Annotated in this window: 8 protein-coding genes; all 8 read left to right on the plus strand. The window is 65.9% G+C overall.

The features are described 5' to 3' along the window. Entirely contained in the window at positions 1 to 1788 is a 1788-nt protein-coding gene (locus tag DLM85_RS07455) for a RagB/SusD family nutrient uptake outer membrane protein (RefSeq protein ID WP_111477408.1), read from the plus strand. 197 nt (positions 1789 to 1985) lie between these two features. Further along, the gene (locus tag DLM85_RS07460; RefSeq protein WP_111477533.1) at positions 1986 to 3002 is read left to right on the plus strand and encodes a zinc-binding alcohol dehydrogenase family protein; all 1017 of its coding nucleotides are present in this window, start codon (positions 1986 to 1988) and stop codon (positions 3000 to 3002) included. Positions 3003 to 3353: 351 nt separating this feature from the next. Then, positions 3354 to 6173 (plus strand): family 78 glycoside hydrolase catalytic domain, encoded by a 2820-nt coding sequence (locus DLM85_RS07465; protein ID WP_111477409.1) that lies wholly within the window; start codon positions 3354 to 3356, stop codon positions 6171 to 6173. A gap of 33 nt (positions 6174 to 6206) precedes the next feature. Beyond that, complete coding sequence (locus DLM85_RS07470) at positions 6207 to 7358, plus strand: glycosylase (protein WP_111477410.1); 1152 nt, start codon at positions 6207 to 6209, stop codon at positions 7356 to 7358. A gap of 166 nt (positions 7359 to 7524) precedes the next feature. Further along, the gene (gene galB, locus DLM85_RS07475) at positions 7525 to 10002 is read left to right on the plus strand and encodes a beta-galactosidase GalB (protein WP_111477411.1); all 2478 of its coding nucleotides are present in this window, start codon (positions 7525 to 7527) and stop codon (positions 10000 to 10002) included. A gap of 117 nt (positions 10003 to 10119) precedes the next feature. Then, positions 10120 to 13455, plus strand: coding sequence for a glycoside hydrolase family 2 TIM barrel-domain containing protein (locus DLM85_RS07480; RefSeq protein ID WP_243635877.1), 3336 nt, complete (start codon positions 10120 to 10122; stop codon positions 13453 to 13455). A gap of 99 nt (positions 13456 to 13554) precedes the next feature. Further along, positions 13555 to 14751: an ABC transporter substrate-binding protein gene (locus DLM85_RS07485; protein WP_111477413.1), complete on the plus strand. Its 1197-nt coding sequence runs from the start codon at positions 13555 to 13557 to the stop codon at positions 14749 to 14751. Positions 14752 to 14962: 211 nt separating this feature from the next. Continuing rightward, positions 14963 to 16120 (plus strand): CaiB/BaiF CoA transferase family protein, encoded by a 1158-nt coding sequence (locus DLM85_RS07490; protein WP_111477414.1) that lies wholly within the window; start codon positions 14963 to 14965, stop codon positions 16118 to 16120. The last annotated feature ends 67 nt before the right edge of the window (positions 16121 to 16187 follow it).

A 16187-nucleotide genomic window follows, 5' to 3' on the forward strand; every position in this document is an offset into this window, starting at 1 on the left:
ATGAAACGCATTCACCTCACCGCCCTGGCCGCCGGGGCCGCCCTGCTCACCGGCCTGACCGGCTGCGAAGACGCACTGGATAAAACCAACCTGGGCGCCATCGACGAGAAGCTGATTTTCAACGACTCGACCCTGGCCAAGCTCAACGTTGACTACCTCTACAACCAGAACCTGCCGACCTGGTTCGGGCAGACGGGCGTAGGCCTGGGCAACACCAACCCCAGCACGCTCTCGGACGAAACCGGCGGGGACAACCGGTTTATGGAAGGCACGGTTACGCTCAACGACGTGACCGACTTCGGCACCGCCCTGAGCGCCACCAACAACTACGGCAAGATCCGCAACATCAACACCTTCCTGGTGGCCGTACGCCAGGGCAGCATCGCGGAGAAATCCAAGAACCGCCTGCTGGCCCAGGCCTACTTCTTCCGCGCTTACCGCTACTTCGACCTGGTGCGCCTCTACGGCGGGGTGCCGCTGGTGCTCAAGCCGCTGTACGCCGTGGGCGAAGCCGCCCGCGACGAGGCCTTCATGCCCCGCAACAGCACCAGCGAGTCGTTCCGCCAGATTGCCAGCGACCTGGACTCGGCCTCGATGTTTTTGCCCGGTAAGTGGGCCTCCGCTTCCGACTGGGGCCGCATCACCAAGGGCGGCGCCGCGGCCATGAAGGCCCGGGTGCTGCTGTACGCCGCCAGCCCGCAGTTCAACCCCTCCGACGACGTGGCCAAGTGGCAGGCCGCCTACAACGCGAGCGTAGACGCCAAAAACAAGCTTACCGCGGCGGGCTTCGGCCTGCACGCCTCCTACGACCAGATGTGGCTGCAGAACCCGGAGGCCAACAACCCGGAGGCGGTCCTCGTGTCGGGCTTCAACAACTCCACCGGCGACCAGACCCGCAAGAACAACGCCTACGACAACGCCACCCGGCCCTCGTACACCGGCACCGCCGGCGGCTCGAACCAGCCCAGCTGGGACCTGGTGCAGGCCTACCCCATGCTGGACGGCAAGAAGCCCGGCGAAACCGGCCGCTACACTTACAACCAGCAGCTCTTCTACAAGAACCGCGACCCGCGCTTCGCCAAGACCATTGCCTTCAACGGCGCCACCTGGCCCCTGAACGGCAACAACTCGTACAAGATCTGGACTTACTACGTCGGCAACACCTCGACGGAAAACCGCGCCAGCACCACCGGCTTCTACCTGCGCAAGGCCATCAACCCCTCGGTGGCGGCCAGCGAAGTGCAGTTTTCCGGCACCGACTGGATGGAAATCCGCTACGCCGAAGTGCTGCTGAACCTGGCCGAAGCCGCCGCCGGCGTCAACAACCTGAGCGAGGCGCTGACCCAGCTGAAAGCCATCCGGCAACGGGCCGGCATCGAGCCGGGCGACGGCAACTACGGCCTGAACCCGGGCATGAACCGCGCCCAGATGTTCGAAGCCATTCTCTACGAGCGGCAGATCGAGCTGGCCTTCGAGGGCAAGCGTTTCTGGGACCTGCGCCGCTGGAAGAAGATGGAAAGCACGCTCAACGGCAAGCGCCGCAAGCGTCTTCACATCACCCTGAAGTCCAACGCCCCCGCCAACTTCGCCACTACCCGCGACGGGCTGAACCTGGACCAGGTGTACACGGACTACTTCACCCTGGAAGTGCGGGACCTCGACACGCGCTACAACATCAACTGGCGGCCGGAGTACTACTTCTTCCCCCTGCCCCAGTCGGCCATCGACAACAACCCCCGCCTGCAGCAGAACAACACCTGGGGCGGCGCGTTCGACCCGCTGCAGTAATCGGCGGGTAGCGGGCCCCCGGCAGTCCGGAGCAGGACGCGCCGTCACCTACTGCCCACCTTACCTACGACCGACTACCAAAAAACGCGGCTCCGGCCGGGTGGGCTCAGGAGAGCTGCCCGATGCCGGAGCCGCAGTTTTGTAACCGGGCGGTGCCATTGCCGGCCGCCTGCCCCCCTTTCTTCCCCCTTGCTATGATGAACACCCTGGTTTGCCGCGAGCCGGGCCAGCTGGCCTACGAGCAGCGCCCCACCCCCACCGCCGCGCCCGGCCACGCCCTGCTGCGCATCCGCCGCATCGGCATCTGCGGCACCGATCTGCACGCCTACGAGGGCACCCAGCCGTTTTTCAACTATCCGCGGGTGCTGGGCCACGAGCTGGCCGGGGAGCTGGTGGACGCCGGCGGGGCCGAGGGCTTCGCGCCCGGGGAGGCCGTCACGTTTATTCCCTACTTCAGCTGCGGCCACTGCGTGGCCTGCCGCAACGGGCTGCCCAACTGCTGCACCCAGATCAACGTGTGCGGCGTGCACGTGGACGGGGGCATGACCGAGCTGCTGGCCGTGCCCGCCAGCACGCTGGTGCACGGCCAGGGCCTGAGCTACGACGAGCTGGCCCTGGTGGAGCCGCTGGCCATTGGCGCGCACGGCGTGCGGCGCGCGGGCGTGCGCCCGGGCGAGTTTGTGCTGGTGGTGGGCGCCGGGCCCATCGGGCTGGGCGTGATGGAGTTTGCCCGCATTGCCGGCGCCCAGGTCATTGCCCTCGACCTGAACCAGCAGCGCCTGGATTTCTGCCGCCAGAAGCTGGGCGTGGCGCACGTCATCAACGCCGCCGCCGAGGACGTGGCCGGGCAGCTGCGCGCCATTACCAATGGCGACATGCCCACGGTGGTTATCGACGCGACGGGCAGCCTGCGGGCCATCAACGGGGCGTTTCCGTACCTGGCCCACGGCGGGCGTTTCGTGCTGGTGGGCCTGCAGAAGGGCGACATCAGCTTCGCGCACCCCGAGTTTCATAAGCGCGAGGCGACCCTGATGAGCAGCCGCAACGCCACCCGGGAAGACTTCGAGCACGTCATTGCCAGCATGAAGGCCGGGCTGGTGCAGCCCACTACCTACATCACCCACCGCGTAGCGTTTGGCGACGTGCAGCAGCAGTTCGCCGGCTGGCTCGACCCGGCCACGGGCGTCATCAAGGCCATGGTGGAGCTGAACTGAGTTCGTTCCGACGTTTAGTAGCCCGCTGAGGGCGCGCAGGGTTCGGCAGAAGGCACGGAGGCCTCTTTTTGTAGGAAGCTTGCATATAGCCGACGGCGCCGCAGTAGCTCCGGAACGTGCCTGATAGCACCGCCGGAGCTTGTTCCACGAAACTGCGCGGTCGGCCACCCGCCGAAGCGGGGTTGAATGCGGCTTCGCAGCCGTGCTAACATCCTACAACAACTTGCCAAAGGCCGCCAAAGGCCGGGGACCGGGGCGGTTACTTTTGTAAAGGCTCTAATTCTGCCCGCGCCGCGTAGCCGGCTGGTGGCAGCCGGAGTCGTCGCCCCGCTTACCTCCCACCCGCTGCCCATGCGCTGTTTTCGCCCGGTTTTCTCCGTTTCGCGTGCCCTGACGTTGCTGGCCGGGCTGCTGCTGAGCGGGCTGGCGGCCCTGGCGGCGCCCCCGACGGTGAGCCACCTGCGCTGCGGCTACCGGCCCGGCCCGCTGGGGGTGCAGCAAACCGCGCCCAACCTGAGCTGGGAGCTGCAGGCCGACCACCGCAACGCCCGGCAGAGCGCCTACCGCGTGCTGGTGGCCGACGACGAGAAGCTGCTGGCCCGCAACGTGGGCAACGTCTGGGACTCGCAGAAAACCACCTCGGCCGCCGCCATCCAAGTGCCCTACGCCGGCCCGGCGCTGCAAGCCACCAAAACCTACTACTGGAAGGTAATGGTGTGGGACGACCGGCAGCAGGCCTCCAGCTGGAGCCAGCCGGCCAAGTGGCAGATGGGTTTGCTGACGGCGGCCGACTGGCGCGGGGCCCAGTGGATTGCCTACGAGAAGCTGCCGGCCGAGCACGTGAACGTGCTGCCCGTCGATGGCAAAAAGGACGGCTACCAGGGCGGCAACGTACTGCCGCTGCTGCGCAAGGATTTCACGGTACCGAAAAAACTGCGGCGGGCCACGGCCTACGTCTGCGGGCTGGGGCAGTTTGAGCTGCACCTGAACGGGCAGAAAGTCGGGGACCATTTCCTCGACCCGGCTTGGACCAAGTTCGATAAGCACGCGCAGTACGTCGCCTTCGACGTGACCGAGCAGCTGCGCCGGGGCGACAACACGCTGGGCGTCATGCTCGGCAACGGCTTCTACTACGTGCCGCCGGTGAAGGGCCGCTTCCGCAAGCTCAAGTCGGCTTTCGGGCTGCCCAAGCTGCTGTGCCGCGTGGTGCTCGACTACCAGGACGGCGCCCAGGACAACGTGGTCAGCGACGCCTCCTGGCAGACCGCGCCGGGGCCGGTGACCTTTAGCAGCATCTACGGCGGGGAGGACTACGACGCCCGCCGGGAGCAGCCGGGCTGGGACGCCCCGCGCTTTAAAGCCGCGGGCTGGCGGCCGGTACTGCTAGTCGACGGCCCGGCGCGACTGGACGCCCAGCAGGCCGAGCCGCTGAAGGTGCACGAGCAGTTCAAGCCCCGGCGCATCAGCCAGCCCCAGCCGGGCAAGTTTGTGTACGACTTCGGGCAGAACGCCTCGGGCATCGTGGAGCTGCGGGTGCAGGGCCGCGCCGGCGACACGGTGCGCCTCGTGCCGGCCGAGCTGCTGAAGACCGACGGGACCGTGACGCAGAAAAACAGCGGCGGGCCCTACTACTTCACCTACGTGCTGCGCGGCTCGGGCGTGGAAACCTGGCGGCCCCGCTTCAGCTACTACGGCTTCCGCTACGCGCAGCTGGAAGGCGGCGTGCCCCAGGGCGAGGCCAACTCCCAAAATCGCCCGGTGGTGCTGGCCCTGACCATGCTGCACACCCGCAACGCGGCCCCCGAGGTGGGCGCCTTCAGCTGTTCCAACGAGCTGCTGAACCAAACCAACACGCTTATCGACTGGGCCGTGAAGAGCAACATGGCCAGCGTGTTTACCGACTGCCCGCACCGCGAAAAACTGGGCTGGCAGGAGCAAAACCACCTGATGGGCAGCTCCATCCGCTACCGCTACGACATTGCCGCCCTCAGCCGCAAGGTCATTCAGGATTTGCAGGTGTCGCAGCTGGAGAGCGGGCTGGTGCCGGAAATTGCGCCCGAGTTCGTGAAGTTCGAGTGGGGCGGCGACATGTTCCGCGACTCGCCCGAGTGGGGCAGCAGCGCCATTTTGCTGCCCTGGTACGTGTATCAGTGGTACGGCGACCGGCAGGTGCTCGAAGGCAGCTACCCCATGATGCAGCGCTACGCGGCCTACCTGGCGACGAAGGCCAACGGCCACATTCTCACGCAGGGCCTCGGCGACTGGTACGACCTGGGCCCCAAGCCGCCCGGCACCTCCCAGCTCACCCCGATGGGCGTGACGGGCACGGCTATTTACTACTACGACCTGACCACGCTCAGCGCCGTGGCCCGCCTGCTGGGCAAGCCCGACGACGCCGCGCAGTACGCGCAGCTGGCTGCCAAAGTGCGCACGGCTTTCAACGCGAAGTTCTTCAACCCCACGACCCGGCAGTACGCCAGCGGCAGCCAGGCCGCCAACGCCGTGGCCGTGTACATGGGCCTGGTGGAGCCCGAGCAACAAGCCGCCGTCGTCGAGAACCTGGTGCGCGACATTCAGAGCCGCAACAACGCCCTGACGGCCGGCGACATCGGGTACCGCTACGTGCTGCGGGTGCTGGAAGACGCGGGCCGCTCCGACCTCATCTTCGCCATGAACAACCGCTCGGACGTGCCCGGCTACGGCTACCAGCTGGCCCAGGGCGCCACCGCCCTCACCGAGTCCTGGGCCGCCCTGCCGACGGTGTCGAACAACCACCTGATGCTGGGCCACCTGCAGGAGTGGCTGTACGGCGCGCTGGCCGGCATCCGCCCCGCCGCGGGCTCGGTGGCTTTCGACAAAATCGACATCCGCCCCGAGCCGGTGGGCGACGTCACGTCGGCCCGGGCTACGCACCACTCGCCCTACGGCCTGATTGCCAACGAGTGGCAGAAGACGGCCGCGGGCTTCGAGCTGACGACGACCATTCCGGTGGGCGCCACGGCCACGGTGTATCTGCCGGCCGCGGCGGCCGCCACCATCACCGAATCGGGCCAGCCGCTGGGCCAGCGCCCGGAGCTGCGGGTGCTGGGCTTCGAGGGCGGCCGGGCACGCATTGCGGTGGGCTCGGGCACGTACCGCTTCGCCGTCAGCACCCCGGCTGGCGCCAACTGATTGTTTGACTTCGCTCCTACTTCCCGCTTCCGCATGAAACTGAAACTCGCCAGCCTGCTGCTCCTGGGTTTGCTCAACCAGCAGTCCTTTGCCCAATCGGCCAAGCCGAAAGAAGTGCCGGCCACCGTGATGCAGAAGGTGTACGAGGAGGTGAAGACGCCCTACAAGTACGGCCTGGTGCTCGTCACCGACGACAATAAGAAGAAGATGGATTGTCCCAGCGTGTTTCGCAAGGGCGGCAAGTGGTACATGACCTACATCATCTACGACGGCCGGGGCTACGAAACCTGGCTGGCGCAAAGCAAGGACCTCTTGAAGTGGGAGACGAAGGGTAAAATCATGGCCTTCACCGACACCACCGACTGGGACACCAACCAGAAAGCCGGCTACGTGGCCCTGCAGGACTACAAGTGGGGCGGCTCCTACGAGTGGCAGCAGTATCAGGGCAAGTACTGGATGTCGTACTTCGGCGGCAAGTCGCGGGGCTACGAGAAGGGCCTGCTCTCCATCGGTATTGCCTCCACCGATAAGGACCCGACGACGGTGCACCCCTGGCCACGCCTGCCCCAGCCGGTGCTCCGCCCCGACGACAAGGACGTGCGCTGGTGGGAAAACCACACCATCTACAAAAGCTCCGTCATCTGGGACAAGAGCCAGCTCACCGGCCACCCCTTCGTGATGTACTACAATGCCAACGGCGACTCCCTGGACGCCAAGCGCGGGGCCGAGCGCATCGGCATGGCCGTGTCGGACGACATGGTGCACTGGTCGCGCTACCTGAAGAACCCGGTGCTCAACCACCACAAGGGCATCACCGGCGACGCCTACCTGCAGAAGGTCGACGGCATCGACAAGGACCTGTGGGTGATGTTCTACTTCGGCGCCTTCTACCCCGGCATCAAGGGCGCGGTGAACCGCTTTGCCTGCTCCTACGACCTGGTGAACTGGACCGACTGGAGCGGGCAGAACCTGGTGGAGCCCTCCGAGCCCTACGACGAGCTGTTTGCCCACAAGTCCTTCGTGGTGAAGCACAAGGGCGTGGTCTACCATTACTACTGCGCCGTGAACAAGCCCGACCAGCGCGGCATTGCCGTGGCCACGTCCAAGGACCTGGGCAAGAGCAAGGTGACGTTTATCGCCCCGCCCGAGAAAAAGAAAAAGGAGGCCAAGGCTTCCACGAACTAAAGCTTTGCAAGACTGAAAATGAACGTCATGTCGAGCTGGTCGAGACGTCTCGCTCGATAATAATTCCAATCGTCAGGTTACTTCTCAAACGTCAGCACGCGAGATGTCTCGACCAGCTCGACATGACGACCTAACGAATCGGACGATCCGCCAAAACTTAAACTGTATGCGCCAGCTCCTCCCCTGCCTGCTCCTGTTGTTGCTCAGCGTCGCCCACCCCGTGGTAGCGGCCCAGCCGCCGGTGCGCGGGGTGGAGAACTTCAACAAGGGCTGGAAGTTCTTTCTCGGCGACGAAACCCAGGCCAAGGAAGCCGGCTTCAACGACGCGGGCTGGCGGCAGCTCAGCCTGCCGCACGACTGGAGCATCGAAGGCAAATTCGACGAGAAAAATCCCGCTAAGCCCGAGGGCGGCGGGCTGCCGACGGGCATCGGCTGGTACCGCAAGTCGTTCAGCACCAAGGCCGGCCAGAATCAGCGCGTGTACATCGAGTTTGACGGGGTGTACCAGCAGAGCGAGGTGTGGCTGAACGGGCAGCTGCTCGGCAAGCGGCCCAACGGCTACATCTCCTTCCGCTACGAGCTGACCCGGCACCTGCGGCCCGCCGGCCAGGCCAACGTGCTGGCCGTGCGCGTCGACAACTCGGCCCAGCCCAACTCGCGCTGGTACTCCGGCTCGGGCATCTACCGCAACGTGCGACTGGTGACGACCGCGGCCGTGGCCGTGGACCACTGGGGCACCTTCGTGACGACGCCCAAGGTTGCGGCCGAGGCGGCCACGGTGCGGGTGCAGACGACCATTCGCAACGCCGCCGGCAAGGGCGCGGGGCCCGTGCGCGTGGAAACGCTGCTGCTGGATGCCCAGGGTAAGGCGGTGGCCCAGCAGGCTACCGACAACGTGCAGCTGACCGACTCAACCACCGTGCTGACGCAGACCATCAGCCTCGCGAAGCCGCAGCTGTGGTCGGTGCAGCGGCCGTACCTGTACCGGGTGCTGACGCGGCTGGTGCAGGGCAAAACGGCCGTGGACGAGGTCGAAACGCCGCTGGGGGTGCGCACCTTCGCCTTCGACGCGCAGACGGGCTTTTCGCTGAACGGGCAGCCGCTGAAGATTCTGGGCGTCAATCAGCACCACGATTTGGGCGCGTTGGGTGCGGCTTTCAACGTGCGGGCGGCGGAGCGGCAGCTGCAGATTTTGCAACAGATGGGCTGCAACGCCATCCGCATGTCGCACAACCCGCCGGCGCCGGAGCTGCTGGACCTCTGCGACCGGATGGGCCTGCTCGTCATGGACGAGGCCTTCGACATGTGGCAGAAGAAGAAGAACGGCAAGGACTACCACCAGGACTTCAAGCTCTGGCACCGGCGGGATTTGCAGGACATGGTGCGGCGCGACCGGAATCACCCCAGCATCATCGTCTGGAGCATCGGCAACGAAATCCGGGAGCAGTTCGACAGCACCGGCGTGCGCCTGACCAAGGAGCTGGTGGCCACCGTGAAGCGCCTGGATGAAACCCGGCCCGTGACCTCGGCGCTGACCGAGCAAGAGCCGCAGAAGAACTTTATCAGCCAGGCCGGGGTGCTCGATATTCTGAGCTTCAACTACAAGCACGAAGGCTACCCGCTGCTGCCCCAAAGCTTCCCCGGCAAGCCCTTCCTGGCCACCGAAATTGCCGCCGCCTTCGAAACCCGCGGCCACTACGACTTGCCCTCCGACAGCGTCCGCGTGTGGCCCCTGGATGGCAAAACCAAGCTCACCACCGGCAACGCGGACTTCACTGCCTCTTCCTACGACAACGCCCGGCCCTACTGGGGCTCGACGCACGAGCCGGCCTGGCTGGCCGTCAAGCGCAGCCCGTTCATCGCCGGCACCTTCGTGTGGTCGGGCTTCGACTACCTGGGCGAGCCGCTGCCTTACCCCTGGCCGGCGCGCAGCTCGTACTTCGGCCTGATCGACCTGGCCGGCTTTCCCAAGGACGCTTACTACCTCTACCAGAGCGAGTGGACCGCCAAACCGGTGCTGCACCTGCTGCCGCACTGGAACTGGCACCCCGGCCAGACCGTGGACGTGTGGGCCTACTTCAGCCAGGCCGACGAAGTGGAGTTATTCCTGAACGGCAAGTCGCTGGGCACGAAAAAGAAAGCCACCGACCAGCTGCACGTGCTGTGGCGGGTGCCCTTCGCGCCCGGCACCCTGCAGGCCATTTCGCGCAAAGCCGGCAAAACCGTCCTGACGCGCACCATCCGCACCGCCGGCCCCGCCGCCAAAATCGAGCTGACCGCCGACCGCAGCGCCCTGCGCGCCGACGGCCTGGACCTCTCGTTTGTGACCGTGCGCGTGCTCGATGCCCAGGGCAACCTGGTGCCCGACGCGGCCAACCAAGTGAAGTTCGACCTCGGCGGCCCCGCCAGCATTGCCGGCGTCGACAACGGCTACCAGGCCAGCCTGGAGCCCTTCAAGGCGACGGAGCGCAAGGCTTACAACGGGCAGTGCCTGGCCATCGTGCAAACCACCGAGCAGGCCGGCACCATCACCCTGAAGGCCTCGGCCGAGGGCTTGCAGCCGGCCACCATCACCCTCAAAAGCGGCGCCTCCGGCTCCGCTTCCACCAAGAATAACCCGGCCGCCACGGTAGCCGGCAACTAAGAACCCAACCTGATGAATCAGCACCTCCCTCCTTCCAACAGCCGCGAAAATCGTCCGGCTCCCCCTCTCCATTTTCGGAGAGGGGGCCGGGGGGTGAGGCGCACCGTCTGGGCGGCCGTGACGGCGGCTCTGCTACTGCCAGCGGCCACCTACGCTCAGGAAGCCAGCGTGTACTTCTTCCCCGGCGTGTCGCACCCGCCGCAGGTGTATCCCGGCCCCGAGGCTGATGGCTGGCAGATTCCGCAGATTACCGAGCTGAACCGCGACCCGGCCCGGGCCACGGCCTACTCCTTTGCCTCGGAAGCCGCCGCGCTGGAAGGCAACCGCGACAAATCCGGCCGGCTGATGTCGCTTAACGGCAGCTGGGACTTCAGCTTCGCCGCGAAGCCGAGTGACGCGCCCAAGGATTTTCAGCAGAGCCGCGTGCAGGGCTGGAAGCAGCTGGCGGTGCCCGCCAACTGGGAGATGAACGGCTACGACCTGCCCATCTACAAATCGGCCAAGTACCCGTTTCGGCCCGTCACGCCGCCCTTCGTGCCCCAGGATTACAACGGCGTGGGCTCTTATCAGCGCAGCTTTTCGGTGCCGGCCGACTGGAAGAGCATGAACGTGACGCTGCACTTCGGCGGGGTCAGCTCGGCGTTTAAGGTGTGGGTGAACGGCAAGTTTCTGGGCTACGCCGAGGACAGCTGCCTGCCCTCGGAGTTCAACGTGACGCCGTATTTGCAAGCGGGCGAAAACACGGTGTCGGTGCAGGTGATGCGCTGGTCGGATGGCTCCTACCTCGAAGATCAGGACCACTGGCGCCTCAGCGGCATCTACCGCGAAGTGCTGCTGCTGGCCGAGCCCAAAATGCGCCTGGCCGACTTCCACTGGCAGGCCAAGCTCGACAAGCAGTACCAGGACGCGACGCTCAGCATTCGGCCCCGCCTGGAAAACTTCACCGGCGACAACGACCTGAAGGGCTACAACGTCCGGGCTCAGCTGTACGACAAAGCGGGCAAGCCGGTGCTGGCCCAGCCCCTGCAGCGCACGGCCGAAAGCATCATCAACGAGCCCTACCCGCGCCTCGACAACGCCAAGTTCGGGCTGCTGGAAGCCAAGATTCCGGCGCCGCTGAAGTGGAGCGACGAGACGCCGAACCTCTACACGCTGGTCTTGACCTTGACCGATAAGACGGGCGCGGTGCTGGAAAGCAAGAGCTGCAAGGTGGGCTTCCGCAGCGTGGAATTCGACAAGCAGACGGGCAAGCTGCTCATCAACGGCAAGCTCACGTACCTGTACGGCGTCAACCGCCACGACCACCACCCGACCAAGGGCATGGCCGTGTCGCGCGAAGACATTCGCAAGGACGTCATGACGCTCAAGCAGTTCAATTTCAACTGCATCCGCACCTCGCACTATCCCAACGACCCGTACTTCTACGACCTCTGCGACGAGTACGGCATCCTGGTGATGGACGAGGCCAACCTGGAAACCCACGGCCTCGGCGCCAAGCTCAGCAACGACCCGGCCTGGACCGCCGCCTACCAGGAGCGCAGCATGCGCATGGCCCTGCGCGACAAAAACCACCCCTCCGTGGTGTTCTGGAGCCTGGGCAACGAGTCGGGCCGCGGGCCTAACCACGCCGCCATGGCCGCCTGGCTGCACGATTTCGACATCACCCGCCCGCTGCACTACGAGCCGGCCCAGGGCGACCCGCACCTCGACGGCTACATCAGCCCCTCCGACCCGGGCTACCCCAAAAACCACGCCTACCGCATCCAGGTGCCCCGCGACCAAGCCTACGTGGACATGGTCAGCCGCATGTACCCGGGCATCTTCACCGCCGAGCTGCTGGCCAATCAGCAAAACGGCGACAACCGGCCCATCTTTTTCTGCGAGTACGCCCACTCCATGGGCAACGCCACCGGCAACATCAAGGAGTTCTGGGACGCCTGGCGCAGCACCAAGCGCATCATCGGCGGCTGCATCTGGGAGTACCGCGACCAGGGCCTGCTCAAGCGCGACTCGGTGGGCACCGCCTACTACGCCTACGGCGGCGACTTTAAGGAAAAGTACTACGACGACTTCACCATCAAAGGCATAGCCGATTCGGAGGGCAATCCGAAACCCGCCCTCTACGAGTGCAAGCGCGTGAATCAGCCGCTGGAAACCACGCTGGCCGACGCCGGCAAGGCCCTGGTAAAAGTGCAGAACCGCCACGCGTCGAAGTCGGCCGCCGACTACGTGCTGACGCTGACCCTGCGCGAAGACGGCCGCGTGGTGGCTACCAAGCTGCTGCCGCGCCTGCGCCTCGCCGCCCAGCGTGATACCCTTATCAGCCTGCAGCCCTACCTGCCGAAGCTCAAAGCCGGCGCGGAGTACCTGGCCACGGTTTCGTTCACCTTGCCGGAGGCGACGCAATGGGCGCCGAAGGGCCACGAAGTAGCCGCCAACCAGCTGGCATTAACCGGTCTGGCCCAGCCCCAGAAGCCTGCCAAAAGCTTCCCCGCCGTAGCCGTGCGCGACGACGCCAAGGCCTACACCATCAGCGGCAAGGGCTTCACCGTCAGCATCGACAAAACCACCGGCGCGCTGACCAGCTACCAGCAGAACGGGGCCGAGCAGCTGGCCGCCCCGCTGCTGCCCCACTTCACCCGCCCGCTCACCGACAACGACCGACGCGGCTGGAAAGCCCCCAAGAAACTCAAGCCCTGGTTTGAGGCCCAGCCCAAGCTCGAAAGCCTGACCCTCGACAAGTCCACCGCCGGCCTGGCCGCCCTCACCAGCACCTACTCGCTCATCGACGCTACCACCAAAGTGCGAGTGACCTACACGTTGAATGGCGACGGGGTGCTCAAAGTCGACTACGCCCTGACGCCCGCCGCCGGCCTGCCGAACCTGCCCCGCGTGGGCCTGCGGGGCGGCATCCGGCGCAGCTACGACCAGCTCAGCTACTACGGCCGCGGCCCCTGGGAAAACTACCTGGACCGCCGCTACGGCATCGACGCGGGCATCTACAGCCACGCTTTGCCGGGCGCGGCCGATTCCTACGTGGTGCCCCAGGAATTTGGCACCCGCACCGATATCCGCTGGCTGCAGCTCTCCGACAAGCAGGGCCGCGGCCTGCTGGTGGTGGCCGATTCGCTGCTGAGCATGACCGCCCTGCCCTTCACCGAGCAGAACATCCAGTCGGCCCGCCACACCAACCGGCTGAAAGACGCCGGCTTCATCAGCCTGAACCTTGACCTGGCCCAGATGGGCGTGGGCGGCAACACCAGCTGGGACGACCAGGCCGCCCCGATTCCGCAGTACCAGCTCCCGTCGAAGCCCTACCGCTACAGCTTCTACCTGCTGCCGGTGGATGGCAAGAAAAAGCCCGGTGAGCTGGCCCGCCGCATCCAGTTTCCCACCCCGACGGCCCGTCAGAACACTACGCCGCCCGCGGGAGCAACCGGCTCCCTGCGCTGAGTTCCTACAATTCATTTCGTCCAAGCCGCCTAATCCCGCGTCTGGCTCCCCCTCTCCTCTTCGGAGAGGGGGCCGGGGGGTGAGGCGCACCACTCCACCATGTCCGCCGAACACATTCACCTGAAAGGCATTACCTGGAACCACAGCCGCGGCTTCGTGCCGATGGCCGCCACCGCGCAACGCTTTTCGGAGCTGCACCCGCACGTGAGCATCAGCTGGGAAAAGCGCAGCCTGCAGCAGTTTGCCGACGAGTCGATTCAGCAGCTGGCCGAGCGGTTCGACCTGCTGGTCATCGACCACCCCTGGGCCGGCTTTGCCGCCCGCACCGGCTCTATTCTGCCCCTCGACGAGCACCTGCCCGCCGCCTTTCTGGCCGATCAGGAGGCCAACACCGTGGGCCACTCCTACGAAAGCTACAGCTTCAATGGCCACCAGTGGGCCCTGCCCATCGACGCGGCCACGCCCGTAGCCGCCAGCCGCCCCGATCTGCTGGCCAAGCACGGCCTCGCCGTTCCGCAGACGTTTGACGAGCTGCTCCGGCTGGCCGACCGCGGCTTGGTCGCCTTTGCGCTGATTCCCATCGACACGCTGATGAGCTTCTACATGTTCTGCTGCTCGCTGGGCGAAGACCCCTGCCAGCGCGAGGACGAAGTGGTGAGCGAAGCCGTGGGCGTGCAGGCGCTGCAAATGTTCCGCGAGCTGGCCCGCAAAGTCGACCCGGCCTGCTTCCAGCGCAACCCCATTCAGGTGTACGAGGCCATGACGCAGACCGATAAGCTGGCCTACTGCCCCTTCGCCTACGGCTACAGCAACTACGCCCGGCGCGGCTACGCCCGCCAGCCGCTGCACTTCCACGACTTGGTGGCGCTGCAGCCCGGCGGCACGCCGATGCGCAGCACCCTCGGCGGCACCGGCCTGGCTATTTCGGCCAAGTGCCAGCACGTGGAAGTAGCCGCTCAGTACGCCGAGTTCGTGGCCTCGCCCAGCTGCCAGCAGACGCTGTACTTCGACAACGGCGGGCAGCCCGGTCACCTCGCCGCCTGGCAGGCCGAGCACCCCAACCAGCAGAGCCACGACTACTTCCGCGCCACGCTGCCCGCGCTGCAGCGCGCCTTTCTGCGCCCGCGCTACCACGGCCACATGTTTTTCCAGGACCACGCCGGCGAGCCGGTGCGCCAATACCTGCTGCACGGCGGCAACGAACGGGCTTTGCTGCAGGAGTTGAACCAGCTCTACCGCGAGTCGCGGCAGATGCAGGCGGCAGAACCGCAAGCCGCAGCGACTGCAGCTGAATAAAACTAGAACGTCATGCTGAGCTTGTCGAAGCATCTCTGCCGCTTCGCGTGCACAACTCCCAAAGAGCCTCATGCTGAGCCGATCCAAACGGCGGTAATACCTCCCTAGCCCAGGGTTTAAACCCTGGGCTATCGGTAGGGTAGCTGCCCCAACGAAGCGGGAGAGATGCTTCGCGGAGCCCAGCATGACACAACTAACACGCAACACACCCATGTCACTTCCCCTGGAAGGCCTGCTCGTTATCGAGTTCAGCCAGTTTCTGGCCGCGCCCTCGGCGGGGCTGCGCCTGGCCGACCTCGGCGCGCGCGTCATCAAGATTGAGCGGCCGGGCGCGGGCGAGGCGGGCCGGCAGATTGCCATCAAGAACCTGTTCGTCGACGGCTCAAGCCTGGTGTTTCACACCATCAACCGCCACAAGGAGTCCTACGCGGCCGACCTGAAAAACCCCGAGGACCTGGCCCGCGTGCGGCAGCTGCTGGCCCGAGCCGACGTGATGACCCACAACTTCAGGCCGGGCATCATGGAGAAAATCGGCCTCGATTACGATTCCGTCCGCGCCCTGAACCCGCGCATCGTCTACGGCGTGGTGACGGGCTACGGCCCGACGGGCCCGTGGGCCACCAAGCCGGGACAGGATTTGCTGGTGCAGTCGATGTCGGGCCTGACCTGGCTGAGCGGCACCGCCGCGGACGGTCCCACGCCCTTCGGTATTGCCGTGGCCGACATCATCTGCGGCTCGCACTTCGCCCAGGGGCTGCTGGCCGGCCTGCTCAAGCGCGGCAAGACGGGCCGGAGCGTGCTGGTGGAAGCCAGTTTGCTGGAATCGGTGCTCGACATGCAGTTTGAGCTGCTGACCACCCACCTCAACGACGGCGGGCAGCTGCCCCGGCGCGGGGCCGTGCGCGGCACCGCCCACCCCTACCTGAGCGCGCCCTACGGCATCTACCCCACCCAGGATGGGCACCTGGCCCTGGCCATGGGCAACCTGCCCCAACTCGACGAAACCCTGAACGGCGGCATCCTCGCAGCCTACCCGGAGCCGGCCTCCTGGTTTGAGCACCGCGACGCCATTGCCGAAAAGCTGACCGCCGCCCTGCGCGAGAAGCCCACCAAAGACTGGCTGGTCACGCTGGAGCCGCTGGGCATCTGGTGCGCCGAAGTGCTGAACTACCAGCAGGCCACCGCCAGCCCCGGCTTCCAGGCCCTGGGTATGCAGCAGCAGGTGACTTTGCCCGACGGCCAGCAGCTGGCCACCACCCGCTGCCCCATCCGCATCGACGGCCGGAAGCTGTACTCGCCCCAGGCCGCCCCGCGCCCCGGCCAGCACACGGCCGAAATCGACCGGGAATTTCATCTGACAAACTCTTAATCCAACCGAATAGAAACGTCAACGAACTGCCCGCGCCAAGCCCCAGTCCTCAGAATCGTCCGGCTCC

The sequence above is a fragment of the Hymenobacter edaphi genome, from assembly GCF_003258365.1.
GTDB lineage: Bacteria > Bacteroidota > Bacteroidia > Cytophagales > Hymenobacteraceae > Solirubrum > Solirubrum edaphi.

Excerpts from the sequence above, each read along its gene's own strand:
- DLM85_RS07455 (WP_111477408.1), top strand. The coding sequence starts at position 1 with ATGAAACGCATTCACCTCACCGCCCTGGCCGCCGGGGCCGCCCTGCTC.
- DLM85_RS07460 (WP_111477533.1), top strand. The coding sequence starts at position 1,986 with ATGAACACCCTGGTTTGCCGCGAGCCGGGCCAGCTGGCCTACGAGCAG.
- DLM85_RS07465 (WP_111477409.1), top strand. The coding sequence starts at position 3,354 with ATGCGCTGTTTTCGCCCGGTTTTCTCCGTTTCGCGTGCCCTGACGTTG.
- DLM85_RS07470 (WP_111477410.1), top strand. The coding sequence starts at position 6,207 with ATGAAACTGAAACTCGCCAGCCTGCTGCTCCTGGGTTTGCTCAACCAG.
- galB (WP_111477411.1), top strand. The coding sequence starts at position 7,525 with ATGCGCCAGCTCCTCCCCTGCCTGCTCCTGTTGTTGCTCAGCGTCGCC.
- DLM85_RS07485 (WP_111477413.1), top strand. The coding sequence starts at position 13,555 with ATGTCCGCCGAACACATTCACCTGAAAGGCATTACCTGGAACCACAGC.
- DLM85_RS07490 (WP_111477414.1), top strand. The coding sequence starts at position 14,963 with ATGTCACTTCCCCTGGAAGGCCTGCTCGTTATCGAGTTCAGCCAGTTT.